Origin of the sequence: Rhizobium hidalgonense, assembly GCF_005862185.2 — a bacterium.
In the GTDB taxonomy this organism is placed as follows: Bacteria; Pseudomonadota; Alphaproteobacteria; order Rhizobiales; family Rhizobiaceae; genus Rhizobium; species Rhizobium hidalgonense.
The window spans coordinates 2,327,011-2,351,374 of the sequence record NZ_CP054027.1 but is presented as its reverse complement, the minus strand read 5'-3'; the positions used below and the strand labels follow the sequence as shown (position 1 = coordinate 2,351,374).

At 61.5% G+C, this 24,364-nt stretch carries 26 protein-coding genes, 1 tRNA gene and 1 pseudogene; 17 read left to right on the top strand and 11 right to left on the bottom strand.

Annotated elements, in window-relative coordinates; all coding sequences use genetic code 11:
• Window positions 1-226 precede the first annotated feature (226 nt).
• Genes cysG through FFM81_RS11210 form a run of 5 tightly spaced genes read left to right on the top strand, consistent with a single transcriptional unit; the run spans window position 227 to window position 5,432 of the window.
• Window positions 227-1,663: a siroheme synthase CysG gene (gene cysG / locus FFM81_RS11230; RefSeq protein WP_138384393.1), complete on the top strand. Its 1,437-nt coding sequence runs from the start codon at window positions 227-229 to the stop codon at window positions 1,661-1,663.
• Between the two features lie 2 nt (window positions 1,664-1,665).
• Window positions 1,666-1,980, top strand: a complete 315-nt coding sequence (locus FFM81_RS11225) for a DUF2849 domain-containing protein (RefSeq protein WP_003579112.1) — start codon at window positions 1,666-1,668, stop codon at window positions 1,978-1,980.
• 8 nt (window positions 1,981-1,988) lie between these two features.
• A complete protein-coding gene (locus tag FFM81_RS11220; RefSeq protein ID WP_003573306.1) occupies window positions 1,989-3,659 on the top strand; it encodes a nitrite/sulfite reductase in 1,671 nt (556 codons plus the stop codon).
• A 10-nt stretch (window positions 3,660-3,669) separates the two neighbouring features.
• On the top strand, window positions 3,670-4,182 hold the full coding sequence (locus FFM81_RS11215) for a DUF934 domain-containing protein (protein ID WP_003573305.1): 513 nt from the start codon (window positions 3,670-3,672) through the stop codon (window positions 4,180-4,182).
• Window positions 4,183-4,220: 38 nt separating this feature from the next.
• The gene (locus FFM81_RS11210; protein ID WP_138384320.1) at window positions 4,221-5,432 is read left to right on the top strand and encodes a UbiH/UbiF family hydroxylase; all 1,212 of its coding nucleotides are present in this window, start codon (window positions 4,221-4,223) and stop codon (window positions 5,430-5,432) included.
• Here the strand turns inward: FFM81_RS11210 and FFM81_RS11205 are convergent.
• The 3 genes from FFM81_RS11205 to FFM81_RS11195 form a co-directional block, all read right to left on the bottom strand.
• Complete coding sequence (locus FFM81_RS11205; protein WP_138384319.1) at window positions 5,400-6,362, bottom strand: AEC family transporter; 963 nt, start codon at window positions 6,360-6,362, stop codon at window positions 5,400-5,402. The two genes, FFM81_RS11210 and FFM81_RS11205, sit on opposite strands and share 33 nt — an antisense overlap.
• A 226-nt stretch (window positions 6,363-6,588) precedes the next feature.
• A complete protein-coding gene (locus FFM81_RS11200) occupies window positions 6,589-7,524 on the bottom strand; it encodes an MBL fold metallo-hydrolase (protein ID WP_138384318.1) in 936 nt (311 codons plus the stop codon).
• A gap of 181 nt (window positions 7,525-7,705) precedes the next feature.
• Window positions 7,706-8,455 carry a cytochrome c biogenesis CcdA family protein gene (locus tag FFM81_RS11195; protein WP_003573297.1) on the bottom strand — a complete coding sequence of 250 codons (750 nt, stop codon included), beginning with the start codon at window positions 8,453-8,455 and terminating at the stop codon, window positions 7,706-7,708.
• Between the two features lie 211 nt (window positions 8,456-8,666).
• Between FFM81_RS11195 and FFM81_RS11190 the strand changes: the two genes are divergently transcribed.
• From FFM81_RS11190 to FFM81_RS11180, 3 genes are all read left to right on the top strand, one after another.
• Window positions 8,667-8,742 (top strand) — tRNA-Lys (locus tag FFM81_RS11190).
• A gap of 298 nt (window positions 8,743-9,040) precedes the next feature.
• Window positions 9,041-9,667 carry an outer membrane protein gene (locus FFM81_RS11185; RefSeq protein ID WP_003573295.1) on the top strand — a complete coding sequence of 209 codons (627 nt, stop codon included), beginning with the start codon at window positions 9,041-9,043 and terminating at the stop codon, window positions 9,665-9,667.
• Window positions 9,668-9,954: 287 nt separating this feature from the next.
• Window positions 9,955-10,158, top strand: coding sequence for a CsbD family protein (locus FFM81_RS11180; protein WP_003573292.1), 204 nt, complete (start codon window positions 9,955-9,957; stop codon window positions 10,156-10,158).
• A gap of 112 nt (window positions 10,159-10,270) precedes the next feature.
• On the opposite strand, the gene FFM81_RS11175 is transcribed toward FFM81_RS11180, so the two are convergent.
• Window positions 10,271-10,498, bottom strand: a complete 228-nt coding sequence (locus FFM81_RS11175; protein WP_128397455.1) for a hypothetical protein — start codon at window positions 10,496-10,498, stop codon at window positions 10,271-10,273.
• Window positions 10,499-10,660: 162 nt separating this feature from the next.
• On the opposite strand from FFM81_RS11175, the gene FFM81_RS11170 reads away from it, so the two are divergent.
• Together FFM81_RS11170 and FFM81_RS11165 are read left to right on the top strand one after the other, a co-directional pair.
• Complete coding sequence (locus FFM81_RS11170; protein ID WP_173883777.1) at window positions 10,661-10,831, top strand: hypothetical protein; 171 nt, start codon at window positions 10,661-10,663, stop codon at window positions 10,829-10,831.
• 325 nt (window positions 10,832-11,156) lie between these two features.
• Window positions 11,157-12,670, top strand: a pseudogene (locus FFM81_RS11165) (FAD-dependent monooxygenase).
• Here the strand turns inward: FFM81_RS11165 and FFM81_RS11160 are convergent.
• Window positions 12,667-13,401, bottom strand: coding sequence for a hypothetical protein (locus FFM81_RS11160; protein WP_138384317.1), 735 nt, complete (start codon window positions 13,399-13,401; stop codon window positions 12,667-12,669). The pseudogene FFM81_RS11165 and the gene FFM81_RS11160 sit on opposite strands and share 4 nt — an antisense overlap.
• Before the next feature lie 522 nt (window positions 13,402-13,923).
• Window positions 13,924-14,106: a hypothetical protein gene (locus FFM81_RS11155; protein ID WP_025416125.1), complete on the bottom strand. Its 183-nt coding sequence runs from the start codon at window positions 14,104-14,106 to the stop codon at window positions 13,924-13,926.
• Between the two features lie 306 nt (window positions 14,107-14,412).
• On the opposite strand from FFM81_RS11155, the gene FFM81_RS11150 reads away from it, so the two are divergent.
• Window positions 14,413-14,706, top strand: a complete 294-nt coding sequence (locus FFM81_RS11150) for a DUF982 domain-containing protein (RefSeq protein ID WP_003573278.1) — start codon at window positions 14,413-14,415, stop codon at window positions 14,704-14,706.
• A 137-nt stretch (window positions 14,707-14,843) separates the two neighbouring features.
• On the opposite strand, the gene FFM81_RS11145 is transcribed toward FFM81_RS11150, so the two are convergent.
• The gene (locus FFM81_RS11145; protein WP_003573276.1) at window positions 14,844-15,671 is read right to left on the bottom strand and encodes a nickel-binding protein; all 828 of its coding nucleotides are present in this window, start codon (window positions 15,669-15,671) and stop codon (window positions 14,844-14,846) included.
• A 385-nt stretch (window positions 15,672-16,056) separates the two neighbouring features.
• Here FFM81_RS11145 and FFM81_RS11140 point away from each other — a divergent pair, with 385 nt between their 5' ends.
• The 3 genes from FFM81_RS11140 (at window position 16,057) to FFM81_RS11130 (ending at window position 16,825) form a co-directional block, all read left to right on the top strand.
• Window positions 16,057-16,314: a DUF982 domain-containing protein gene (locus FFM81_RS11140; RefSeq protein WP_003573274.1), complete on the top strand. Its 258-nt coding sequence runs from the start codon at window positions 16,057-16,059 to the stop codon at window positions 16,312-16,314.
• A gap of 98 nt (window positions 16,315-16,412) precedes the next feature.
• Window positions 16,413-16,574 (top strand): hypothetical protein, encoded by a 162-nt coding sequence (locus FFM81_RS11135; protein ID WP_165779366.1) that lies wholly within the window; start codon window positions 16,413-16,415, stop codon window positions 16,572-16,574.
• Window positions 16,574-16,825, top strand: a complete 252-nt coding sequence (locus tag FFM81_RS11130; RefSeq protein WP_138384316.1) for a hypothetical protein — start codon at window positions 16,574-16,576, stop codon at window positions 16,823-16,825. The genes FFM81_RS11135 and FFM81_RS11130 overlap by 1 nt, the downstream gene beginning before the upstream one ends.
• A 300-nt stretch (window positions 16,826-17,125) precedes the next feature.
• On the opposite strand, the gene FFM81_RS11125 is transcribed toward FFM81_RS11130, so the two are convergent.
• On the bottom strand, window positions 17,126-18,628 hold the full coding sequence (locus FFM81_RS11125; protein WP_138384315.1) for an FAD-dependent oxidoreductase: 1,503 nt from the start codon (window positions 18,626-18,628) through the stop codon (window positions 17,126-17,128).
• 44 nt (window positions 18,629-18,672) lie between these two features.
• On the opposite strand from FFM81_RS11125, the gene FFM81_RS11120 reads away from it, so the two are divergent.
• Both FFM81_RS11120 and FFM81_RS11115 read left to right on the top strand, forming a co-directional pair.
• Window positions 18,673-19,188, top strand: coding sequence for a MarR family winged helix-turn-helix transcriptional regulator (locus FFM81_RS11120; protein WP_003573266.1), 516 nt, complete (start codon window positions 18,673-18,675; stop codon window positions 19,186-19,188).
• An 86-nt stretch (window positions 19,189-19,274) separates the two neighbouring features.
• Window positions 19,275-19,754 (top strand): DUF2938 domain-containing protein, encoded by a 480-nt coding sequence (locus tag FFM81_RS11115; RefSeq protein ID WP_097533538.1) that lies wholly within the window; start codon window positions 19,275-19,277, stop codon window positions 19,752-19,754.
• 79 nt (window positions 19,755-19,833) lie between these two features.
• On the opposite strand, the gene FFM81_RS11110 is transcribed toward FFM81_RS11115, so the two are convergent.
• The 3 genes from FFM81_RS11110 to FFM81_RS11100 are packed head-to-tail and all read right to left on the bottom strand — an operon-like array spanning window position 19,834 to window position 22,827.
• A complete protein-coding gene (locus FFM81_RS11110) occupies window positions 19,834-20,475 on the bottom strand; it encodes a ThuA domain-containing protein (RefSeq protein ID WP_010065671.1) in 642 nt (213 codons plus the stop codon).
• A gap of 18 nt (window positions 20,476-20,493) precedes the next feature.
• A complete protein-coding gene (locus tag FFM81_RS11105; RefSeq protein ID WP_097533535.1) occupies window positions 20,494-21,594 on the bottom strand; it encodes a Gfo/Idh/MocA family protein in 1,101 nt (366 codons plus the stop codon).
• Between the two features lie 33 nt (window positions 21,595-21,627).
• The gene (locus FFM81_RS11100) at window positions 21,628-22,827 is read right to left on the bottom strand and encodes an ROK family transcriptional regulator (protein ID WP_003573258.1); all 1,200 of its coding nucleotides are present in this window, start codon (window positions 22,825-22,827) and stop codon (window positions 21,628-21,630) included.
• Window positions 22,828-23,023: 196 nt separating this feature from the next.
• On the opposite strand from FFM81_RS11100, the gene FFM81_RS11095 reads away from it, so the two are divergent.
• The gene (locus tag FFM81_RS11095) at window positions 23,024-24,328 is read left to right on the top strand and encodes an extracellular solute-binding protein (RefSeq protein ID WP_138384314.1); all 1,305 of its coding nucleotides are present in this window, start codon (window positions 23,024-23,026) and stop codon (window positions 24,326-24,328) included.
• The last annotated feature ends 36 nt before the right edge of the window (window positions 24,329-24,364 follow it).

Here is a 24,364-nt window from a genome sequence, read left to right as displayed (position 1 = left end):
GCGAGCGAAATGCGCCAAACGCCGGTAGACGCCGTTTATCACAGGCTTTACAGTGCGCTGCAGCAAATGCGCTCACCTGTGCTGTTTCGGTCAGCATGGGTGACTTTTCTCAAATCATTGATGACGCGAGCAAAAGAATACGCGCGTATTGGGACTTTCGAATTTCTGTTCCTTCAATCCCTTGTCGATCAAGGGCATATTCTGGCAACTTCGAAGTGGATTGATGATGCCTTCCAAGACTGAACAGCTTTCGGTATTTCCCGCCTTCTTTCGCGTGGAAGGCCAGAAGACGGCTGTCTTCGGCAATGGCGATGAAGCTTTCGCCAAGGTGCGGCTGCTTCTCAACACACGAGCGCGGATCATCGCCTATGCCGTCCGGCCCGAAGCCGATTACCACGCCTTCCTGATTGCCAACCGCATCGAGACCGTGCGCGCTGCCTTCTCAGCCGAGCAGGTGGAAGCGGCAGCACTCGTCTTCGCTGCCACCGGCAATGAAGCCGACGACCGCGAGATTGTCGATGCCGCCCGCGCTGCCGGAATTCCGGCCAATGCCGTCGATCAGCCCGACTACTGCGATTTCTTCACGCCGGCGCTGGTCAATCGCGCCCCTGTCGCCGTTGCGATCGGCACCGAAGGGGCGGGGCCGGTTCTGGCCCAGATGATCCGTGCGCAGATCGATCAGCTTCTTTCGCCCTCGCTCGGCCGGCTTGCTGGCCTGGCGACGAGCTATCGCAAATCCGTCGAGCAGCTAGTGCCGCGCGGCGTCTCCCGCCGCGTCTTCTGGCGCCGCTTCTTCTCCGGTCCCGTTGCCGATGCGGTCGCCAACGGCAACCTGCCGCAGGCCCAGCATGCCGCCGACCGGCTGCTGCGCTCGATGGACAAGGTCGCCGGCCATGTCTGGCTGGTTGGCGCCGGTCCGGGTGCCGAGGATCTGCTGACGCTGCGCGCCCAGCGCGTGATGATGGAGGCCGATGTCATCGTCTATGATGCCCTCGTGCCGCAGGCGATCGTCGATATGGGGCGCCGCGATGCCGAACGGCTTTCTGTCGGCAAGCGCAAGGGCTGTCATTCCAAGTCGCAGGAAGAGATCAACGAGTTGCTGGTCGATCTCGGCCGTCAGGGCAGGCGCGTCGTGCGGCTGAAGTCCGGCGATCCGCTGGTCTATGGCCGGGCAGGCGAAGAGATGGCTGCGCTACGCGCCGCCGGCATTACCTATGAGGTCGTGCCCGGCATCACCTCGGCCTTCGCCGCCGCCGCCGATTTCGAGCTGCCGCTGACGCTGCGCGGCGTCGCCTCCTCGCTTGTTTTCACCACCGGCCATGATCTGACCGGCGACGTGCTGCCCGATTGGGCAAGCCTTGCCGTTTCCGGCGCGACGATCGCCGTCTATATGGGCCGCACGGTTGCCGCCTCCGTCGCCGAGCGGCTGATGCAGGCCGGCATTCCCGCCGAGACCACCGTCGCCGTCATCGAAAATGCCAGCCGCGCCGAGCGCCGCCTGCTGCATGGCACGCTTGCCGATCTGCCCGATCTGCAGCATCGCGACGAATTGACCGGGCCGGTCATGGTCATTATCGGCGATGCGGTCGCCGGCGCCAATTTCGAACTGTCCGAGCCGCTGGTGCGTGCCAACGCCCGGCTCGAGGAACTTGCAAGGAGCTGAATATGGGTGACAAGGTTCTGACGGCCAACCGGCTGACGGACGGCATTGCCGTCTGGCTGGATGCGAACGGAAAATGGTCCACCTCGCTGCAGGAGGCGCTTGTCGCGCGCCACAACGAAGCCGTTGAAGCGCTGGAGGCGATCGGCAAGAAATCCTATGCCGATAACGAGGTGGTTGACGTCGCCGTCGTCGACGTTCAGGAAACCGACGGTATTCTCTGGCCGCTCCGCCTGCGCGAGCGCATCCGCGCCCAGGGCCCGACCATGGAATACGCACCGGGCTACGCTCCTGCCGATCCCGAATTCATTGCAGTCTGAGGAAGACGATGTACCGTTACGACGAATTTGACCATGCCTTTGTCACCGAGCGCGTCGAGCAGTTCCGCGACCAGGTTCAGCGCCGCCTTGCCGGCGAGCTCGCCGAGGATGCGTTCAAGCCGCTGCGCCTGATGAACGGCGTCTACCTGCAGCTGCATGCCTATATGCTGCGCATCGCCATCCCCTATGGCACGCTGAGCGCGCGCCAGATGCGCATGCTCGCCCATATCGCCCGCACCTATGACCGCGGTTATGGTCACTTCACCACGCGCCAGAACCTGCAGTTCAACTGGCCGAAGCTCTCGGAAATCCCCGATGCGCTGGCCGACCTCGCAAGTGTCGAGATGCATGCGCTGCAGACCTCGGGCAACTGCATCAGAAATGTGACGGCCGATCACTTTGCCGGCGCTGCCGCCGATGAGGTCGCCGATCCCAGACCCTATGCCGAAATCCTGCGCCAGTGGTCGTCGGTCCACCCGGAATTCTCCTTCCTGCCGCGTAAGTTCAAGATCGCCGTCACCGGCGCCGAGCGCGACCGCGCTGCGATTCAGGTCCATGATATCGGCCTGCATTTGAAGACGAACGACAAGGGCGAGATCGGTTTTGCCGTCTATGTCGGCGGCGGCCAGGGCCGAACGCCAATGATCGCCAAGCTGATCCGCGACTTCCTGCCCGAGGAAGACCTGCTCTCCTACACCACCGCTATCGTGCGCGTGTACAATCTGCACGGCCGCCGCGACAACAAGTACAAGGCGCGCATCAAGATCCTCGTGCACGAAACCGGCGCCGAGGAACTGACGCGCCAGGTGGAAGCCGAATTCGCCGCGCTGAAAGATACCGAACTGAAACTGCCGGAAAAGGACGTGGAGGCGATCGCCAGCTATTTTGCCCTGCCTGATTTGCCTGAGCGCGCTGAGGGCTGGGAAAATCTCGCGCGCTGGAAGAAGGCCGACGCAGGCTTCGCCCGCTGGGTCCAGCAGAACGTGCAGCCGCACAAGAATCCCGATTACGGTATGGTGACGATCTCGCTGAAGCCGATCGGCGGTATTCCGGGCGACGCCACCGATGCGCAGATGGATGCGATCGCCGATCTCGCCGAAGAATATGCCTTCGACGAAATCCGCGTCAGCCATGAGCAGAACCTGATCCTGCCGCATGTGGCGCTGGCTGATCTCGAAGCGGTCTATCGCGGCCTCGTGGCTATCAATCTCGCCGAAGCCAATGCCGGCCTGATCACCGATATCATTGCCTGTCCGGGGCTCGACTATTGCGCGCTCGCCAATGCGCGCTCCATTCCGCTGGCGCAGGAAATCTCCCGCCGTTTCGGCAGTGCCGAGCGCCAGGCCGAGATCGGCGAACTGAAGATCAAGATCTCCGGCTGCATCAATGCCTGCGGCCACCACCATGTCGGCCATATCGGCCTGCTCGGTGTCGAGAAGAAGGGGGCCGAACTCTATCAGATCACGCTCGGCGGTTCCGGCGACGAACATACCTCGATCGGCGAGATCATCGGCCGCGGCTTCGAGCCGGACCGGGTGACCGATGCGATCGAGACGATCGTCGACACCTATCTCGGCCTGCGCCTCGATCCGTCAGAGATCTTCCTTGCCACCTATCGCCGCGTCGGTCCGCAGCCTTTCAAGACTGCGCTCTACGGCTCGGCGGCGGAAGCGGCATAAGGAGGAGATGATGACGAAGATCTGGAGAGAAACCGGTTTTGTCGAAAACGATCCCTGGGTGATCGAGACGGAAGAAGTGAAGGCCACCGGCGAGCAGAAGCCGCTGCTTAGCCTCGACGAGCTGATCGCCAGGGCCGATGAAAGCAACGATGTCGGCCTCGGCGTGCTGATCAAACCGGCCGACGACGTGCGCCGGCTGGAGCCTTACCTCGATCGCCTTGAAATTATTGCCGTCGCCTTTCCGGCCTTCAATGACGGCCGCGCCTTCAGCCATGCCTCGCTGCTGCGGCAGCGCCTTGGTTACACCAGCGAACTGCGTGCTGTCGGCGACGTGCTGATCGATCAGGTGCCGCTGATGCTGCGTGTCGGCATCGACAGTTTTTCCGTGACCAACGCCACGGCGCTGAAGCGGCTTGCTGAAAACCGTCTTCCGGCCATTCCCCATCATTATCAGCCGGCGGTGCGTGACGCCGAAGCCGGCAAGGGCTATAGTTGGCGCCGTCAGGCGAAGCCGGCCGCATAAGCGACCGGTCCGCCTTTTTACGATGGCGGAATGATAGCATGAAGACATTCGAAGTCGCGGTGATCGGTGGCGGTCTTGCCGGCATGATCGCTGCAATCGCGCTCGCCCGTGGCGGCCGCAGCGTGGCGCTGGTGGCACCCGTTGCCGCAATGGAGGACCGGCGCACCACGGCGCTGATGGATCAGTCGATCCGCTTCCTCGATCGCCTGACGCTTTGGGAAAAACTGCGCCCGGCCGCCGCTCCTCTCAGCAGCATGCGCATCATCGACGGCACCGACCGGCTGCTGCGCGCGCCGACCACGACCTTTCGCGCCGCCGAAGTAGGCCTCGATGCCTTCGGCTATAATTTTCCCAACAAGGCTCTGACCGAGATCCTCGAAACGGCGGCGGCCGGCGAGGGCAATATCACCCGCTTGACCGAGATGGCCGAATCGATCGCGATTTCGAATGAAGCCGTCTCGATCACGCTCGCCAACGGCGAGACGGTAACGGCCGATTTTGCCGTCGGTGCCGACGGCCGCGGCTCGAAGCTGCGCGAGACGGCAGCAATCGACACCCGCAAATGGTCCTATCCTCAATCGGCCATGGTGCTGAATTTCGCCCATTCGCTGCCGCATCAGAATATCTCGACCGAATTCCACACCAAACACGGTCCCTTCACCCAGGTGCCGCTGCCGCAAGGCCGCTCCAGCCTCGTGTGGGTGCAAGATCCCACTGAGGCAGCGGCCCGGATGGAGCTGCCGCTGGCCGAGCTGGGCTCTCTCGTCGAGGCTCAGATGCAGTCCATGCTCGGCAAAGTGAGCATCGAGGAAGGCGTCCAGGTCTGGCCGTTGTCAGGCATGATGGCACATCGTTTCGGCAAGGGACGAATCGCGTTGATCGGCGAAGCCGCCCATGTCTTCCCGCCGATTGGCGCGCAGGGGCTGAACCTCAGCCTGCGCGATATCATGGCGCTTGCCGATATCCTCTGCGACCGGGCCGAATTGCCGGTGCCGGCCGATGCCGGCGACAGCTTCGACCGCAAGCGCCGCGCCGACATCATGACGCGCACGGCAAGTGTCGATCTTCTCAACCGCTCGCTGCTCTCGGATTTCCTCCCCGTTCAGATGCTGCGTGCCGCCGGCCTGCACATCCTTGCGGCCCTTCCGCCGCTGCGCAGCATCGTCATGCGCGAGGGCATCGAGCCGGGTCGCGGCTTCCGCGATATTCCGGATGCCCTAAGGGAGAAGCTGAAACGGAAGAAGGCCTGAGCGGATCGCGATCAGCCAGAGCGAAACGCTTGCCACCGACAGCACCGTGGTGATCAGGATCGTCGCCGAGGCGCGCTCCTGCCAGACGCCATATTGCTGGCCGATGACGAAGACGTTGGTCGCCGTCGGGAGGCAGGCGAGCAGCACGGCGGCCTGGATCCAGACCGGCTCGAAACCACCGACGGCCGTCAGTGCGATGAACACCGCGATCGGATGCAGGATCAGCTTCGCCGGCACGATATAGGAAATCTCAGCCGGGATCCGCTTCAGCGGCCGCAAAGCGAGCGTCACGCCCATGGCGAAAAGCGCGCAGGGAGCCGCGGCCTGGGCGAGGTAATCGACCAGGCGCTGGAACGCCAGCGGTTGATCGATATCAAGGGCGGCGACCGCAAAGCCTGCCGCCGTCGATAGAATGAAGGGATGCAGCGCGACCTTGCGGGCGATATCGGCGGCAAGCCGGCCGGATGACCGCTTGTCGTCGCCGGCCGCCGCCATCAGCGCCGGCGCCACGATGAAATGCAGAGCATTTTCGAAGCAGATGATCAGCGCCACCGGCACGGCTGCCCCTTCGCCGAGCGCCAGCAACGCCAGGCCCGGTCCCATATAGCCGATATTGCCGTAGGCGCCGGCAAAGGCCTGGATCGTGCAGTCGGCGAGCGAATTGCCGCGCAGCATGCGGCCGGTGGCAAACAGAAGGATGAAGACCGCATAAGTCGCCGCGATATCGGTGACGATGAAGTCAACGCGCGTCAGCTCTTCGATCGGCGTGCGTGAGACCAGCTTGAAGAACAGAGCGGGCAGGGCGGCATAGATGATGAAGGTATTCAGCCAGCCCAGCGCTTCGGCCGGCTGCTTCGTCGCCTTGGCGGCAATGTAACCGATCAGGATCAGGCCGAAGAACGGCAATAGCAGGCTGACAATATCGGCCAAGAGGTCTTCCAGGGCGCTGGGATGATCGGCGGGACAGGATCTGACTTAAGCAATTCCAGCAAAAGTGTGTAGCGGTTTTTCGTCCGGAATTGCGCAGAAACAAGAGCAATTCCAGCAAAAGTGTGTAGCGGTTTTTCGTCCGAAAATTGCTCAAAAAACAAACCGGTAGAGCGTGGACTCATTCACTCGATGAGTACACGCTCTACGACCCCAAACCAATAAGCGATCAGTAATCCCAGAAGGCCGCCACCCAGCGAAAGGCGTCGCCGTCGACCGCCACCCGGCCGACAGACGGGAACGGCAGGTGAGTGGCCACCAGTTGCTCGCCGGTCTCCGCCAGTTCCCGCAGAAGACGGACCCGAACGCGGGCCGCCTCCTCGGGGTCGTGTTCGAAGCCATTGAACCAGTCGGGGTGTTCAAACCCGACAGCGAACACGGCATCGCCGGCAAACATCAGCCGGTCGCCGCCGGACGCCAGGCGGATCACGCTGTGCCCGGGGGTGTGGCCGCCGGTGCGATGGACGACCACACCAGGCGCCACCTCGTACTCCTCGTTGAATAGCCTGAGATGGCTGCTGTACTCTTTGGCGAACCGTTTTGCGGCCGCCCGAAGCGCGTCCGGAAACCCCGGCGGCATGGAGACCCGGGAGAAATCGGGCGCCTCCCAGAACTTGACCTCGGCCGCCGCCACGTGGATCCGCAGGTCCGGACGCAACTGGTCCTTCACCCCGTCGACGAGCAGCCCGCCAATGTGGTCCATGTGCATGTGGGTCAGCACCACGTCGGTCACCGAAGCAAGATCGATGCCGGCGGCCCCCAGTCGCTTGATCAACTGTCCGGCCCGCGGCAGGTGCAGGTCGGGGTCGATCCCCAGCCCGGCGTCGAGAAGTATGATCTGCTCGCCGCTGCGCACCACGACGACGTTCAGCGCCCAATCCAAAGCGTCCGGCGGCAGGAACATGTCTTTCAGCCAGGTCGCTCGGACGGCGGGATCGATGTTGTGTCCCAGCATCGCGGTTGGGAGCGGTAGCACTCCATCGCTGACCACCAGCACCTCGATATCGCCGATATTAAGCGCGTAGCGCGACGGAACCAACTCGTCGAGCCGATGTCTGCCGGGGTGTGCGGTGTTTTCCAGGCTCATCTTTGTCTCAAGGTTCATGTTCGTCTCCTTCTGACCGCCGCCTTAAGCACGGCACCGACGACGCTACAGGGAGGCCTGTTTTCGGTCGATTGGGTCGAGGGATAGGCCTGGTAGGGCCAAGGACAGGGCGAGCTATACCACCGCATAGGTCTGTCATTCAGGTTGCGGGAACCGGATCGATCGACCAGTCGCGCCTGAACTAGCCGATCTGCATCAGGACCGGGAAGGTCTGCTGAAACCAGATGGCCACATCGCTGACCCATCCAAACAGGAAGGCAAGGCCGGTCAGCACGAGGAAGACACCCATCACCTTTTCCACCGTGCCGAGATGGCGGCGGAAGCGCGACAGGAAGCGCATGAAGGCGCCGGAAAAGCCGGCGGCGATCCAGAAGGGGATGGCAAGGCCGAGCGAATAGACAGCAAGCAGCCCGGCGCCGGAGCCGACCGTCTCGCGCGAGGCGGCGACACCGAGGATCGCGCCGAGCACGGGGCCGATGCAGGGCGTCCAGCCGAAGGCGAAGGCAAGGCCCATAATATAGGCCCCCGTCAGCGTCGCCGGCTTGCCGCCGCCCTGGAAGCGCGCCTCGCGGGCAAGCAGGCCCAATCGGAAGACGCCGAGGAAATTCAGCCCCATGACGATAATGATCAGCCCGCCGATCTTGGAGAGAAGATCGAGATGCTGGCGAAGCGCCATGCCGATGCTGGAAGCCCCGGCGCCGAGCGCCACGAAGACGGTGGCAAAGCCGAGCGTGAAGAGCAGTGCCGAGAACAGCACGCCACGCCGGACATCGGGCGCGACCGCAACGGCACCACCGCCGCGGAACTGCTCGACTGAAATGCCGGCCATGTAGCAGAGATAGGGCGGGACGAGGGGAAGCACGCAAGGCGACAGAAAGGAAAGCGCCCCGGCTATCAATGCGCTCCACAGGGAAATATCGGCAATCGACACACATTCTCTCCGGCTGCTATCTGCGTGATGTTCCTAGCTTTGCAGGTCCGGCATTGCCAATCACCTTTTCGCGCGCGCAAGATATGTGTCTTGCGCCCCGCAAGAAATGTGCAGATCGCTGAAAAAAGCCGAATATTTCGGTTGACCGCAATGGGTCGCCTGCCTATGTTCCGCCCACTTCCAGCCGGGGTGCTTCACACCCACGGAGAGGGAGAGCGTAGCTCAGCCGGTAGAGCAACTGACTTTTAATCAGTAGGTCTCGGGTTCGAACCCCGACGCTCTCACCATCATTTCCAAGAACTGGTTTTTCGATTTAGTGTCGCCGTCCGGCCTCCACTAATTCATGTGGTGTGGCCACCGATCGTGAATCGAATCTGCGGCAGCTTTGTCACCATATGAAGCTGGCAAAGCCGAATGCCCCCTGTCGGCGCTGCCAGTGGCGTCCCGTTATCGCGTTCTGCCGCTTCGGGAAAACGCCCAAACAATTTTAAGACGTACAGTCACCGCGAGTGTGGCCTTGTTGCTACAGCTATTTGTTGGTGAATATTATATTATGCTTTTATTCTAATGCATGAGGTACAGAAAATGAAGTTGACTATCGCCACCACTTTCCTCGCACTCGTCGCATCGACCGCTTTTGCAGCGGATGCCGTTCAGGATATCCCGGCCGCTCCCGTTGCGGCTGCACCTGTCTTCACTTGGTCCGGTCCGTACTTCGGTATCGACGGCGGCGCCGGGTGGCTTAACGGTGATTTCGATTTCGGCGGCGGCGCCAGCGCTTCTGAGGATTTCAACGGCGGCGTTTTCGGCGCATTCGCCGGTTATAACTTCCAGTTCGACAGCATTGTCGTCGGTATCGAAGGCAACGTGGAACACAACTGGAATGAGGAAGATGTCCTCGGAGCGGAGATTGGCACGGATTGGTCCGGCGCCGTTCGCGGTCGGGTTGGCTACGCCTTCGACAAGGCGCTGATCTATGGCGCAGCTGGCTGGACCGCCACGCGCGGTTACGTTGACGTGCCGGGATTCGACAAGGAAACGGAGACCTTCAACGGCTACACCGTCGGGGCTGGCGTCGACTTTGCCATCACCAACAACATCTTCGCCCGTGGCGAATACCGGTACAATGACTTCGGCAAGCAAGACATTCTTGGTGTTGATGTCGACCTCGACCAGCACGAGGTCAAGTTCGGCGTCGGCGTAAAGTTCTAAGAACTGCCGCCCAGTCGGGAGCAGGAAAGCCTCGCCGGCTCGGCGGGGCTTTTGTATTTTGGCGACCCAAAGCATGTCGCGCAAAAGTGTGCAGCGGTTTTGCGGCAACGACATGCTCATGTCGCATGAATCAAGTTTGGCGCGACGTGCTTTCGCGTCGGAATTTATTTTCGATCCGCTGCGCGAGCGCGGGGTAACGCGACGCGAGATGAAATCTGCCAAAGAGACAGGAACCAACTTCCACAGCAGTCCGTTTTCTTCTCATCAACAAACAGGAGAAATCGATCATGGATTGGAATCGTGTCGAAGGAAACTGGAAGCAGGCGAAGGGCAAGATCAAAGAACAGTGGGGCAAACTCACGGATGATGATCTCGACCAGATCGCCGGCAAGCGCGACCAACTGGAAGGCAAGATCCAGGAGCGGTACGGCATCGAGAGGGATCGTATTCGGCGCGATATCGATGACTGGTACGGTCGGCAGACTTGGTAGTATCTGAGCAAGGACCCGGTGAAAGCCGGGTTTTTGCCGAAGGGGCTAAGGTGGCGACCGCCATTATTTCCTCATCTGCTTAACCTCCCCAGCGGGCAAATGCTGCCGGATGTCAGGAGTATCCACCAAAAGCCAATAGAAGGGCGCCGAGCGCGATAACGGCGAGGGCTGGCCAGTTCTGGGATAGCCCGAGGAACCTGAGGCCTTGGCGCCGTGGTTCCAGTGTGGTGCCACCCTGCGGCAGTTGATGCGGATTACTCGGCTTTCGGCCAAGTACCGACGAAAAGAGAAAGAGAAGTCCGCCGATGATGAGAGCGGCTCCGATCAGGATGACCCACATGGTGGCCTCCGCGAACGACAAGGATGTGAGGTAAACCAAATCCGGGCGTGATCGTTCCGTGGGCAGCCTCGGCGCAAATGCAAACCGGTCATTGCCTTTCACATCCTCGGAACCAAAGACGCCGCTATTAAATTTGGCCGCTGATCCATATTGGAGATCCTGATGGACAAGACACCGAAGACGGCTATCCGCGGGATGATCCTATACGTGCTGGCTCTTCTCGTCCTGGGTGTTGTGGCGGGCGCCATATACACAATCTATGGCCACCCCGGCGATCCGTCCGAGCGACCTGCCGCTGAGACGATTCCGCAAAAAGCCACGCCTCCGCAGTGAGATAATTTCGTCTTTCGAGAACAACGATGACCGCCAAGGCGTCTGCAATGTCCGGCGGCACCTGGTCAGGTCGTGTTTGAAAGTCTGCGTTGGACTGCAGAGGTCCAGCAGGCGGCAAGCAACATGGCTTTGGAAAGCAAGGCGGAAATCCTGTCGCAAGTCCTTCCAACCAGTAAAGAGCTCAATTTATAGGGGGAACAACCTACGACACCGAAATCAGTGCCGGGGTCTGGATCTATCGAACCGCTGTTCCAGATGCCATCCGGCAGGTCTGCCTGGAACACCGAGATACTGCGTGGCGCAATCGAAGCAGAGGAGTTTTCGGATGAAGGAACATGCGGTGGTGATTTCAGGAGGAGGTCCGACGGGGCTGATGCTGGCAGGCGAACTGGCATTGGCGGGCGTTGACGTTGCCATTGTCGAACGCCGGCAGAACCAGGAGATTGTCGGTTCGCGGGCCGGCGGGCTGAGCGCCCGCACGCTCGAGGTTCTCGATCAGCGTGGAGTGGTCGACCGGTTCCTTGCGGAAGGGCAGATCGCCCAGGTCACGGGTTTTGCAGTCACCCGGCTCGATATCAGCGATTTTCCGACCCGGCACAATTATGGGCTGGCGCTGCGGCAGAAACACATCGAGCGCATTCTGGCCGGCTGGGTCGGCGAGCTGCCGGTGGCTATCTATCGCGGCCGAGAGCTGACGCGCTTCGCTGAGGACGATACCGGCGTCACCATCGAACTCTCCGATGGTGCTTCGCTGAGGGCAGGCTATCTCGTCGGCTGCGATGGCGGCCGCAGTCTGGTTCGCAAGATGGCCGGCATCGAGTTTCCGGGGTGGGATGCGACGACCAGCAACATTCTCGCCGAGGCCGAGATGGAGGAGGAGCCGCCGCTCGCCGTCCATCGCACGGCGCTCGGCATGCATGCCTTCGGCCGGGAGGAATACGAAATTCGCGACGGCAAGGTGATCTTTGCCAGCGAAGGTCCGGTCAACGTCATGGTGACCGAAAAGAATGCCGGTGGCACGGGCGAGCCGACGCTCGGTGATCTCAGGCAAGCCCTGATCGAAACATGCGGCACGGATTACGGCATCCATAGTCTGAGGTGGATTTCCAGGTTCACAGATATGTCGCGTCAGGCCACGGCTTACCCAAGGGCCGGATTTTCCTGGCCGGCGACGCCGCGCATGTGCATTCTCCAGTGGGCGGGCAGGGCCTCAACACCGGTGTTCAGGACGCCGTCAACCTCGGCTGGAAGCTGGCCCAGGTGGTGAAGGGAATATCGCCGGCAAGCTTGCTCGACACCTATCATGCGGAACGCCATCCGGTGGCCGCCCGGGTGTTGCGCACGACGATGGCGCAGGTCGCGCTGCAGCGGACCGATGACCGCACCGAAGCCTTGCGAGATATCGTTTTGGAGCTCCTCGCCATGCAGGAACCCCGCAAGAAGATCGCCGCCGAAATGTCCGGATTGGCCATCCATTACGACCTCGGCGAGGGGCATCCGCTGCTTGGCCGCCGCATGCCGGACCTCGACCTCACCACATCAGATGGCCCTCTGCGGGTCTATGCGCTGCTGAAAAATGTGCAGCCAGTGCTCTTGAATCTCGGCGCGCCTGGCAGCCTCGACAACGGGCCGTGGTCTGGCCGCGTCCAACGGGTTGACGCCGGCTATGACGGCGTGTGGGAGCTGCCGGCGCTCGGTGCGGTGTCGGCCCCAACCGCCGCGTTGATCCGGCCCGATGGCTACGTGGCCTGGGTGGGCGAGGGGACGCCGGATGGTCTGCTCGAGGCGATGACGACCTGGTTCGGGCAACCCGACAAGGAGACGCCTAAACCTGGTTAAGCGGCGAGGCGGATCGAACCGCCATCCGATATCGCCTCGGCCTGCGGCATGGGTTTGCCGCGGCGCTCCCATGTCCGGCGGCTGATGCCGAAAGCCTCCCAGGGGCGCGCCTGGCTGAAGGAGTTGGCGAGATAGTCGGCTCGGGCAAGCGCGCCGGCGGCGCGGCGTTGCTCGTCTTTCCGATTTCGGTCGCGTTGCCGCCGCTTTTCCTTTTGCAGTTTTGCTCTTTTCGCCTTCGGGACATCGAAAGCGCCGATCGTGCGGATATCGAGAGTGCACCGTTGGGCGTAGCTCAAATGCAGAGCGTGGCCGAGCGCGTCGGCCGACAGCGAGGAAAAGCGCACCTTCGTCCGCTCGAAGATGATCTCCTCCACGGCGGCTTTCCCGGCCCAGGGAAGCCATCGCGCTGCCCAGCCGAGAACCACGTCCACGAACTCCTGCCCGAATTCGACAAGGGCGAGGCTGGCGATCACCTCGACATAGATCAAAGCATCATCCGCCTCGGGTACGGTGTCTCCATGGCGATGCCTGATCAATTTTTCGATCTCGCGCATCCGGCCACGGAAATGATTCCAGCGGCCGCCCCGCGCGCGGCGCTGCACCGCCTTGTATCCCAGCAGGCAGTCGCCGATTTTGATGGCTGAGACATCCCGGACAAGACCATCCGAATGATCGGCTTTTACAGCCCGCTTCCTGGATTGAGTCGCTTTTTCTGCACCAAGACGTTCCATCGATTTCCTCGCGACCGGCCCAGGGAAGGCAAACGCGTGACTATAAAACAAGTCGAGGGGGGTGATGTAGCCTAAGGATACGTCATTCGGTGGATTGTTTGACGAAACGGCAATAAAGCGCGGTTCCCTCGGCGGACAACACGCGCAATAGGCCAGCCAAAGCACAGAGCCGAGTCGCTCCGAAGCTTATCGATCTATCGGCGCCAGCGGTCTCATCTCCATCTGATTGCCATGGAGAGAAGGCCCTTCGCCACAATTTACATTAATCAGCGAAAGCCGAAGAAGCTCAAAACCGCGAGCACAATGACGACAGCGCCGACAATCCAGATTAAATTGTTCATGGGGACCGTTCTCCTGTTTGAATCGAGCCAACCGTGACCCGTTGACTTAACTGCGGGGCGGGCTTGGAGTTCCCTGACAATCCTATTGCTGCAGCCCGCCGCCTCTCACGAGGCAGTCATAGTGTGGCTGTTCCCTGTGGCATTCGCAGCGATGCCGCGCACCAATGTCGGCCGCGGCGCTTCAATAGCTGCATGAGCGCGCGTTGCCGGGTCTGAAACCACCCGCGCAAGCGGGGTTGATCGATGTGTCCCGTTGATACTGGAAGTCTTCACGATCGTGCTTGGCGGGCGAGGTGCAGGAAGACGTGATCGCCGACACGCCGAGCAGCGCGCCGATGGCTACGAATGTCAGAAATCGGTTCATCTGGGCTCTCCTTTGCGGAATTGATTTTGGTCATAGTCTACCGTGCCGTCACCAGCCTATACGAAACATCAGGCACGATTGATCACGCTTGGCTGAACACGTGTGCGATGGGTCAATCAGCCTTGAGCTTGTGCATTTGACCTTGATCGCTGACCAATTCACTCAGGATAATCTCATCGAGCTATTCTGCCGTTATGGAAGTAGTTGCGGAAGCTTTCGGCGAAATTCGGGCGATTTTATCTTGAATAAATCGAGGATTTTCAGTAATATTATCCCATAAAAAAGTAATATAAATGGGAGGTTACTATGTCGGAAACTCGGTTCGATCCGGTTTTGCTTCATCGTCAGCATTTCATCGCTGAGATCACATGTCTCGATGAAATCATCGATTTCCTGGATGAATGGCCGGAGGATAAACGAGGCCTGGCATATGACACGCTGTTGAAGGCGTGCCGGGACACGGCTAGCGGCCGTTTCCCGCTGAGCGCTGCGCGCGAGAATTTTCGGCGTTTTCTGAAGATGTCGGGTGTGCTTGCCAAGGTCGAGGGCGCGCCCAAATTCGAGCAGCTGATGGGCGATCGAAATATCGGCAATGCTTGATAAGTTTGAATGAGCAGAGACGCGCCGTCACATCATGTGCGGCGCGTTCTGGTGTCAAAATCGGCTGGCCGCCGGACGCGTATTTCTGCGCACAATGCGTAGCGATCGCGGGGGATCTCGACGGATCTCGACGGATCTTAGGCAGTCGCGCCATTCGCCCAGTCACATCGGAACACCATCACCGGCTTCGAAAAGCCCTTGAGCCGCCGGCGCGAGGCGTGACCGAAGAGATCGGTGGCGCCATACTCCCGAAAGATATTCTCCGAGACGAGGATCTGGTCGCTGGATGCGGCCGCACAGAGCCGTGCGGCGAGCTGTACGGTCGAGCCGAACAGGTCGTTGCTGTCTTCGACCGGCTCGCCGCAATCCAGCCCGATGCGGATATGGATAGGCTCGGTGTTTCCGCCGTTGTAACGCCGGAATTCCTGCTGGATCGCCATGGCGCATTCGACGGCCGCCGTTGTGGCGGAAAAGGCCGCCATGATGCCGTCGCCGGTGTGCTTGACTTCGCGGCCGGAATTCTGGCCGAGGCATCGGCGCACGATCGCATCATGGGCTCGCACCATCTCAGTCCCGATGCGGTCGCCGAGCCGCGCTGTCATCTCGGTCGATCCGACGATATCGGTAAAGAGGATTGCCCGGTGGCCGGGATCCACTTGCGCCGAGGATTGGCCAGGCGCCGGTTCGGGATCATGAATTCGGCCGAGAAAAGCCTCGACCGCGGACAAAGCGACCTCGACAATCTCGCCGGCGACCAAGCCGTGCGCCTCACGATGCACACATTGGGCGGTTTCCATATCGGGCGCATCCACGAGACAGAAGGCTGTCCCACGCCGCTGGTCGAACCAATAGGTGAGGAACTTGACGCCGTAGCGATCCTGAATGTCGAGATCCATGCGATGCGCCCGCGCAACGTCGGCCGCCGACGTTCCCTCGAGAAAATGCCGGTCCATGAAGATAGGCATAGAGCGTCCTCCCAGATCCGCCGCGTGCAGGGGATGGCATTGTACGATCTGGATGCTTTCGCGTCCACTTTTCGCACAATCAATGAATGATTATTGAAGTTGTTTCTTCCAGAAAAGTCGCGGAGTTGCTGTAAATTCTATAGAATACTCGGGAAAGGCTGCATTTTAATGAGTGGGCTTGGCGGGAGAAGCCTGATATTTACCATAATCAGTCGTTTGATAACCAAGTGCGGGGCTTTCGAAGCCGATCGGAGCGCTTCAAGTGTTGCATGTTTTCAAGCGCCTGGCTGGAGTGGGCAGGCGGCATGCCCGTTTCCGCCGCCATCGGCACGCAAATTGCATCTCTAACTCGTAAGCTCACCGAAATTAGAAAAGCTGTAGTGAAGTGAGACAGACGGCAAATTTTCGACCGGTCGGCTTGGCCTCAATGGGGCTCGGCCATTATGCCGTTATTAATTCTGTGTGGGACGCCGCGCGAACGCTGCTGCACGACTGGCCGGTCGATGACGGCGAAGATTATCTCGAAGCCGTGAAGTCATGCCTGGATGCGATTATCGGCGATCTCCCGCCGGATGAGGTGCGGGCGTCCTTCATCAGGGCTGCGCAGGAAGCCGGCATCGCCGTCATCGAAGCTGCGGACTGAACGTCCCCGATCCATCGTCCTCACCGCCAGATCCCCCTGACTTGACTTTTCCAGCCGAAGGTCTAACTTAGAACAAAACAGGAACATTGGAGATGGTCATGACACATACGGAACAAGTGATCGCCAACGCCCTAGCCCTTGTCGAAGCGTCGCGTGCGGCGCGCGAGCGCGATCAGCTGCGACGCGCCGCCTGGCAGAGAAAGGTCGAGCTCAGCCGGCCGCTGCCGCGTCCGGTTCAATTGCCATTGGCGCTGAACTGATGCAGCCGGCAAAGATCCTGGAACCCGATACAATTTGGCCGGATCCGGCTTGGCCCGATCCTGCCTGGCCCGATCCTGCCTGGGAAGTCGAAGCCGTGCTGGCCTGGCATGACGACAATGCCAAGGCGGCGATCCGCTCGCTGCTCGACGACTGCAAACATCTCCGCCGGCAACTGGCGCTGGCGCAGCGGGCAATGAGCCGCGGGATGACCCGCGGTTGGACGCCGCGCTACGAGCGCGACGCCCTCTAACATCAGCGCTTACCACCGTTCAGACGCGCCTCACGAAGGGCGCCGAACGCGTTGACGGATCTGCGCCTAGCCACTGTCGACGTACAATTCGGAGCCTGTAATCGATCCGGGGAAGTCGGCTGCGGACGATGAAAACCCGGTAGCATTCGCCGCCAGTCAAGGCGCTGCGGCTGAGCTATGGCAGTGTCGGCCGAACACAGTGCATCGCCCATCGAATTTCTTTCATCGAAGACCGGGTGGCGCGCGCGTCGACCTCAGCAATCCGCATAGTCGGGCGACGACTCGGCGTTGGCTTGGCACTCACGCGTCATGCGCGAAACCGACATTTGCCAGATAGGCTTCCAGCGCCCGGCCATCGGCCGCTGCGACGATGGCGCCGACGTAACCGTCCGGACGCACCAGCACCCAGTCGCCTGGGGCGAGAGCATAGGCATCGCGGAAATGCCCGCCTTTATCCATGACGTCGCTGTGTTGGCAAATCCTGTGGATGTGCAGCCCCGGGCGCGGCGGTATCGCGAGTTGCTCGACCTCATAACCGAGCAGCGTCCAGTGCGTGCCCTTGAACAGGTCGAACAAACGTCTCGGCTGGCCGGCCGCACCGGTCAGCGGTGCATCCGGCGCACGGTCGCCTGCCAGCAGACCGCCGCGCCGCGCCGGCTTTTCCAGCGCAAGGGACGACTCGGGATAGCCGATATCGAGCTGATGAACCTCGCGGCCGCGCCGCATCTCGCCGCGCTTCAGAGCATCGAGCAGCCTCGTGGCAAGACCAAGCATCGCCGCCGCGATCGGGCGGCGCTCTTCCTCATAGCTGTCGAGCAGCGCATCCGGGGCGCCGGCGGCGACCGCCGCCAGTTTCCATCCGAGATTATAGGCATCCTGCACGCTGGTATTGAGACCCTGTCCGCCGGTCGGCGGATGCGTATGGCCGGCATCGCCGGCCAGGAACACGCGGCCGAGCCGGTAGCGATCGGCAAGCCGGGCGCTCATGTTGAAGGCCGAGGCCCAGGAAACCGATCGGACGTGAATATCGTCGCGGCCGGTGCGCTCGTTCACCAGCGCGGTCAAACCAGCGGCCGACAGGTCGATCTCGCCGGTAAGCGGGATTGGCCCTTGGATCTGGAACAGATCGGTTCCCGCCAGCGGGCAAAGTGCCAGCTGTCGCTGCATGTCGCCTTCGCCGAAGCGATGCCAGGCGTCGCGATCCAGCCCCGTCAGCACGACATCGGCGACGATGGCGCGCACGCCGAGTGTCTTGCCGGGAAAGCGGATATCGAGCGCGTGGCGCACGAAGCTGCGCCCACCATCGGCGCCGACGAGCCAGCGAGCGCGGATGGTTTCCTCCGCGGATCGGCCCTTGAGCCGCGCCGTTACGCCCGCATCGTCCTGTTCGAAGCCGATGAGTTCACATCCGAATTCCGGCCGGTGCCCCAGCTCGAGCAGACGCTCGCGCATCACGCCCTCGGTCAGGAACTGCGGCACCATCAGCGGCAGACGGTAGGGTTCGGCAGGCGTCGGCGCTTCACCCAGCACGACGTCGGATTCGCTGAAGCTTCCATCGTCGCGATATTCCCGCTGCTTGGGATAGGTGCCGCCGAGCGCGACGATCCGGTCGAGGATGCCGAGATCTTCGAAGACTTCCTGTGTGCGCGGCTGAATGCCCTTGCCGCGGGAGCCGCGGAACGCGTCGTTCAATTTTTCGATCAGGCGGAAGTTGACGCCGCGCCGCGCCAGCTCGATTGCCAGCGTCAGCCCGGCCGCACCAGCGCCTGATATCAGCACATCGACCTTAGAATTCGGTGTCATTGCAATCTCCATATGTGTATTATGCACATAATAGGAGAATCGATATGACGGCGTCAACAAGAAGTGTGCAAAATACACATATGTCCGAAAAGCTGCGCGAACTGCACGGGGCTTTGATCGAGATCGTCAGCGTCATGAACCGGCCGCAGCGCGACGAGCAGATGGTCCGCGAGGCCGGTATTTCGCTCGACCGCGCGCTGTTTCCGCTCTTGGTCACGGTGGAACGCCTCGGTCCGATCGGTGTGGTCGAACTCGCCGACCGCGCCGGGCGCGACTACACCACCGTTAGCCGTCAGGTTGCCAAGCTCGAAAGCCTCGGCCTGGTCGAGCGGCGCGGAAGTGCTGCCGATCGCCGTGTGCGCGAGGCGGTCATCAGCCCGAAAGGCAAGGCCATGACCGACCGCATCGACGTGGCGCGCGAAAGGATCGGCCGCGCCATCTTCGAGCGCTGGGACGAGCACGAATTCAATGAACTGGTGCGGCTGATGCGGAGGTTCGCAGAAGATATCAGCGTCGATCCCGGCGACAGCACGTCGGCCCCGCATGATGAGCGCGAATGATCGTGGAACGCGCGAAGCCATTGCACCGGCGTGTCTCCAGTGCTTTTCTAGCGCCTCTGCAATTCAACGCTCTCCGGTGATTCCCAATGTTCGATATTCTGTGGCGCGGCCTGGCGATCGGCGCCGGCGCAACCATCCTCATGGACCTCTGGGCAATCCTGCTCACCAAGGTCTTCGGCCAGACGCCGCCGAACTGGGCGCCGGTCGGCCGCTGGTTCTGGCACCTTCGCCGCGGCAAGGTCTTTCACGACAGCATCGCCGATGCCGAGCCCTATGAACATGAGCTGGCGCTCGGCTGGATCAGCCATTACGCCGTCGGCATTCTCTATGGGGTGATTTTTGCACTCATCATGGGGCAGGGCTGGCTCGCCGCACCGACATTCCTTCCCGCCTGGATCTTCGGCATCATCACCGTCGGGGCAGGGTGGTTCCTGCTACAGCCGGGCCTCGGCATCGGCTGGGCCGCGTCGAAACATCCGAACCCCAACAAGGTCCGGTGTTTCAATCTGCTGGCGCATACGGTGTTTGCATTGGGGCTTTATGGTACGGCGTTGATCCTGCGCTGAGATCGCCAAGACCCCTCCCCACAAGGCCCTTGTGGGGAGGGGTTGGGGAGGGGTTTTTACAAACCATCTGAACCTCGCCTCATCGCGCCGCCCAATTGGCCCCGCGGCGGAAGATGGTTTTCATCTCCGGCACGTCGAATTCCTTGGCCTGGTGGCCGAGCGAGGAATAGAAGACGCGGCCCTTGCCGTATTTGCGCTTCCAGACGACAGGCATGACGACGCCGTCGATCCAGTAGGCGTGTTCGCCGGTGAATTTCGTCGTCGCCAGCACCTCGTTCGAGGGGTCGACATGCATGTAATATTGCTCCGACGTATAGGGGAAGTCGGCAATCCCCTCCATCAGTGGATCGTCGGGCCGGGTGATGTTGACGGTATAGTCGATGATGTTGCCGGGGTGAGCCACCCACTGGCCGCCGATGATGAACTGGTAGTCGACGGAGTCGCGGAAGGCATCGCCGGCGCCGCCGTGATAGCCTGATATGCCGACGCCGCTTTCGATCGCGGCGGCGAGGTTCTTGACCTCCTCCTTTTCGATCTTCGACATCGTCATGATCGGCACGACGAGGCTGAGATCATGCACCGAAGGGTCGGCAAGCGCCTCGGTGCCGTGTTCGAGATAGACCTTGAAACCGTCTTCCTCGAGCATGGTCTTGATGATTTCGGCGCATTCCTGCGGCTCGTGCCCGCTCCAGCCACCCCAGACGATCAGTGCTTCACGCATTCTCTTTCCTCCTGAAACTTATTTCGCCAGCCGTCCGTCGATGATGGATTCGGACAAGGGGGCAGGGCGTTCCACCGTCGTGGTAATCGTTACCGTCCGACCGGTCTCGGACGCCGTTTGGAAGGCTTCCATGACCTCGAGCACATGCAGTGCCAGATCGCCATTGGCGCGGTGCGGCCGGTTCGAGCGGATCGCATGCGCCATGTCGGCGACGCCGAGAGAGCGGAAATTGCCCTCGGCATACGGCGCGGTGACCGGCTGGTCCTCGAAGGCGCCGCCCTTCTTCAGATATTCGACAGGGCCGGCAAACTTGTTCGGGTCGGGGACGATAAGCGTGCCCTCGGTGCCGTAGACTTCGAGCGGCACGTGCTTGTGGCCGGCGACGTCGAAGCTCATGGCGATCTGGACGACGGCGCCGTTGGCAAAAGCCATCATGCCGGCGACATGGGTCGGCACATGCACGGGGATGCGCTCGCCGTTGCGCGGCTCGCTGGTCACGAGCCGCTCGGTCCGTGGCGTCGTCGCAAAGCCGGCGACCTGAGAAACCGGCCCGAGAAGATTAACGAGGTCGGTGATGTAATAGGGACCCATGTCGAGCATCGGCCCGCCGCCGACCTCATAGTAGAAGGCCGGGTTCGGATGCCAGCGTTCATGGCCCGGGCACATGAAGCTTGCCGAGCCGCCGACCGGCTGGCCGATGACGCCCTGGTCGATCAGCGCGCGCGCCGTCTGATGGCCGCCGCCGAGGAAGGTATCGGGGGCCGCACCGATGCGAAGATTGCGGGCGCGCGCCGCCTCGGCCAATTTTTTCCCTTCCGCGAAATTAATCCCGAGCGGCTTTTCCGAATAGGTGTGTTTGCCGGCTTCGAGCGCCTGCATGGCGACCGCGACATGCGCCTTGGGAATGGTCAGATTGACGATGATCTCGACCTTGGGATCGGCGAAAAGCTCCTCGATCGACCTGGCGGGGACGTTGAATTCCGCAGCCTTCGCCTCCGCCAGTTCGCGGTTGAGGTCGGCGACGCCGCGGATCTCGAGAATGGGGAAGGATGCCATCGCCTTGAGGTAGGCGCCCGAAATATTGCCGCATCCGATGATGCCGATACCGACTTTGTCCATGAATTCCTCCATTGATCGTGGTGTGTGCGCCGCTCAGAGCGCCGGCCCGGTGGTGCTCCAGGGCGATTCGTAGAGTTCGTAAAGCGCCACCGCCGCCGCACCCTGCGCCCAGAAATCATCGCTCGAATCGTCGAAGACGAGTTCGCTCACCCCGCGCAGCGAGGGCGGAATGGCGAGCGCATAGGCATCGCGCAGGCTGTTGAGAAAGGGTTCGCCGAGCGCCAGGCTGGAGCCGACCAGGATCACCCGCGGCGGCGCAAACAGGGTGACGATATTGGCAATCGTCAACCCCACGGCTTCGCCGGCGCGGATGGCAGCACTGATCAGCCGGTCGTCATCGGCCTTGATCAGCGCCTGGGCATGGGTCATGCCGCGCCCGAGGCGGATCGCTTCAGCAAAACGCCCGTCGGTCTGTTGTTCGCCGAGGATGGCGCTTTCGCCGGCCTGGCTGAAAAGCCGCACCACGCCGTTCGGCCCCATGCCGAGCACAAGGTCGCCGAGATTGTGGCTGAGGCCGCCGGCGCCGCGGAACAGGCGGTTGCCGTGCAAGACGCCGAGCCCCAGCGTCTGTTCCAGCGAAATCAATACCATATCCTCGAGATCCCGGGCTCTTCCGAACCAGTGATGGCCGAGCGTGATGGCATGCGCGTCGCTTTCGACGATGGTCGGCGTTGCCAGCCGCGTCGACATTTCGGCGGCGAAATCGACATTGATGTCGCGAAAGATCGGGCTGCTTCTGATATAGCCGGTGCGGTGCTCAATGACGCCGGGAAAGCCAAGGCAGATGCTGTCGACATCCTCCAACGACAGCCCGGCATCGACGACGCAGCGCCTGACCCCGTCCTCGACCAGATCGGCGATGACGCCGATCGGCTGCCGGTCGATGCGGATCGGCAAAGTGAGCTTCGACAACACGTCGCCGCGGAAGTTGGTGACGACGAAAACCATCCGGTTGGCGGCGATCTTGCCGCCGACCACCCGGGCCGCATCGGGATTGAGCTCCAGCGCCACGCGTGGCCGCCCACGCACCGCCTCGTTGCGGATGTCGCCTTCATGACGCGGCAGGATCAGCCCGTCGTCGAGCAGCGAGGCGGTGATGGCCGAAACGGTTGTCGTCGAGAGCTCGGTCCGCTCGCTGATCTCGATGCGCGAGATCGGGCCATGGCGCCTGATGGTATCGAGCACGTTCAAGCGATTGATCGCGCGCATCAATTCTGGGTCTGCAGTCTTCATGAAAATTTGCCGGCAGTAGGTTCGTTAGCGAGCCAATATTTTTAACGTGTTACGAAATAAATAACAGGCAATTCCGCGGAGCTGTCAAGCGTAATTGACAAAAATTAACGCATTGGGTTGACATCCGGCAAAAGGTCCGTTGAATTAATCCGCATAGGGGAAAAATTGTGAGGATAAGTCCCCTGGGAGGAAAATCATGAATTTTATGCTGAAGAATGCCGCTTTCGGCGGCAGGCGCATCGTATCCATGGCCGCGGCAGCCGGCATGTTGCTGGCCGGAGCCGGGGCCGCCTCGGCGACGACGGTGGTCAAGTGGCTGCATCTTGAAACCGACCCGAAGAACGTCGCCGCCTGGGAAGACATCGTCAAGAAATACGAAGCCCAGCATCCCGACGTCGACGTCCAGATGCAGTTTCTCGAAAACGAGGCCTTCAAGGCCAAGCTTCCGACATTGCTGCAGTCCGACGACGTGCCGGATTTCTTTTTCAGCTGGGGCGGCGGCGTCCTGAAGCAGCAGTCCGAGACCGGCGCGCTGCAGGATGTAACGACGGCGCTGGATGCCGATGGCGGCAAATTGCGCAAGGCCTACACGCCGGCTTCGGTCGACGGCCTGACCTTCGAAGGCAAGACCTGGGCGATCCCGTACAAGGTCGGTCTGGTCAGTTTCTTCTACAACAAGGCGCTGTTTGCAAAAGCAGGCGTCAAAGCCGAGGAGATCAAGACCTGGACCGATTTTCTCGAGGCGGTGCAGAAGATCAAGGCGGCCGGCATCGTGCCGATTGCCGGCGGCGGCGGCGAGAAATGGCCGATCCACTTCTACTGGAGCTATCTCGTTATGCGCGAGGGCGGCCAGAAGGTCTTCGAGGCGGCCAAGAACGGCGAGGGCGAAGGGTTCCTCGATCCGGCGGTCATCAAGGCCGGTGACGATCTCGCCCAACTCGGCAAACTCGAACCTTTCCAGCCCGGCTATCTCGGCGCAACCTGGCCGCAGACGCTCGGCGTCTTCGGTGACGGCAAGGCGGCGATGATCCTCGGCTTTGAAGCGACCGAAGCCAACCAGCGGAAAAATGCCGGCGACGGCAAGGGGCTTTCGCCCGATAACATCGGCCGTTTCGTCTTCCCGACGGTCGAAGGCGGCGCCGGCAAGCCGACGGATACGCTCGGTGGCCTGAACGGCTGGGCGCTCACCAAGAAGGCCTCCAAGGATGCCATCGATTTCCTCGCTTTCCTGACGAATGCGGACAATGAGCGGGCGATGGCCAAGGCTGGCATGCTCCTGCCTGTTGCCGTCGGTGCCGATGACGGCGTCGTCAACCCACTGCTGGCCGAATCGGCCAAACAGCTTGCTGGCTCGACCTGGCATCAGAACTTCTTCGACCAGGATCTCGGTGCGGCGGTCGGCCGTGTCGTTAACGACGTCGCGGTGGAAATCGTCTCCGGACAGATGAATTCCAAGGACGGCGCCCAGATGATCCAGGACGCTTTCGAACTGGAACAATAACCAGCGCCCGCAGTCCCCTGCCGGCGCTCCAGCAGT

Coding starts and splice junctions, on each gene's coding strand:
- cysG (WP_138384393.1), top strand. CDS start 227: ATGCCTTCCAAGACTGAACAGCTTTCGGTATTTCCCGCCTTCTTTCGC.
- FFM81_RS11225 (WP_003579112.1), top strand. CDS start 1,666: ATGGGTGACAAGGTTCTGACGGCCAACCGGCTGACGGACGGCATTGCC.
- FFM81_RS11220 (WP_003573306.1), top strand. CDS start 1,989: ATGTACCGTTACGACGAATTTGACCATGCCTTTGTCACCGAGCGCGTC.
- FFM81_RS11215 (WP_003573305.1), top strand. CDS start 3,670: ATGACGAAGATCTGGAGAGAAACCGGTTTTGTCGAAAACGATCCCTGG.
- FFM81_RS11210 (WP_138384320.1), top strand. CDS start 4,221: ATGAAGACATTCGAAGTCGCGGTGATCGGTGGCGGTCTTGCCGGCATG.
- FFM81_RS11200 (WP_138384318.1), bottom strand. CDS start 7,524: ATGAACCTTGAGACAAAGATGAGCCTGGAAAACACCGCACACCCCGGC.
- FFM81_RS11185 (WP_003573295.1), top strand. CDS start 9,041: ATGAAGTTGACTATCGCCACCACTTTCCTCGCACTCGTCGCATCGACC.
- FFM81_RS11180 (WP_003573292.1), top strand. CDS start 9,955: ATGGATTGGAATCGTGTCGAAGGAAACTGGAAGCAGGCGAAGGGCAAG.
- FFM81_RS11175 (WP_128397455.1), bottom strand. CDS start 10,498: ATGTGGGTCATCCTGATCGGAGCCGCTCTCATCATCGGCGGACTTCTC.
- FFM81_RS11170 (WP_173883777.1), top strand. CDS start 10,661: ATGGACAAGACACCGAAGACGGCTATCCGCGGGATGATCCTATACGTG.
- FFM81_RS11160 (WP_138384317.1), bottom strand. CDS start 13,401: ATGGAACGTCTTGGTGCAGAAAAAGCGACTCAATCCAGGAAGCGGGCT.
- FFM81_RS11155 (WP_025416125.1), bottom strand. CDS start 14,106: ATGAACCGATTTCTGACATTCGTAGCCATCGGCGCGCTGCTCGGCGTG.
- FFM81_RS11150 (WP_003573278.1), top strand. CDS start 14,413: ATGTCGGAAACTCGGTTCGATCCGGTTTTGCTTCATCGTCAGCATTTC.
- FFM81_RS11145 (WP_003573276.1), bottom strand. CDS start 15,671: ATGCCTATCTTCATGGACCGGCATTTTCTCGAGGGAACGTCGGCGGCC.
- FFM81_RS11135 (WP_165779366.1), top strand. CDS start 16,413: ATGACACATACGGAACAAGTGATCGCCAACGCCCTAGCCCTTGTCGAA.
- FFM81_RS11130 (WP_138384316.1), top strand. CDS start 16,574: ATGCAGCCGGCAAAGATCCTGGAACCCGATACAATTTGGCCGGATCCG.
- FFM81_RS11125 (WP_138384315.1), bottom strand. CDS start 18,628: ATGACACCGAATTCTAAGGTCGATGTGCTGATATCAGGCGCTGGTGCG.
- FFM81_RS11120 (WP_003573266.1), top strand. CDS start 18,673: ATGACGGCGTCAACAAGAAGTGTGCAAAATACACATATGTCCGAAAAG.
- FFM81_RS11115 (WP_097533538.1), top strand. CDS start 19,275: ATGTTCGATATTCTGTGGCGCGGCCTGGCGATCGGCGCCGGCGCAACC.
- FFM81_RS11110 (WP_010065671.1), bottom strand. CDS start 20,475: ATGCGTGAAGCACTGATCGTCTGGGGTGGCTGGAGCGGGCACGAGCCG.
- FFM81_RS11105 (WP_097533535.1), bottom strand. CDS start 21,594: ATGGACAAAGTCGGTATCGGCATCATCGGATGCGGCAATATTTCGGGC.
- FFM81_RS11100 (WP_003573258.1), bottom strand. CDS start 22,827: ATGAAGACTGCAGACCCAGAATTGATGCGCGCGATCAATCGCTTGAAC.
- FFM81_RS11095 (WP_138384314.1), top strand. CDS start 23,024: ATGAATTTTATGCTGAAGAATGCCGCTTTCGGCGGCAGGCGCATCGTA.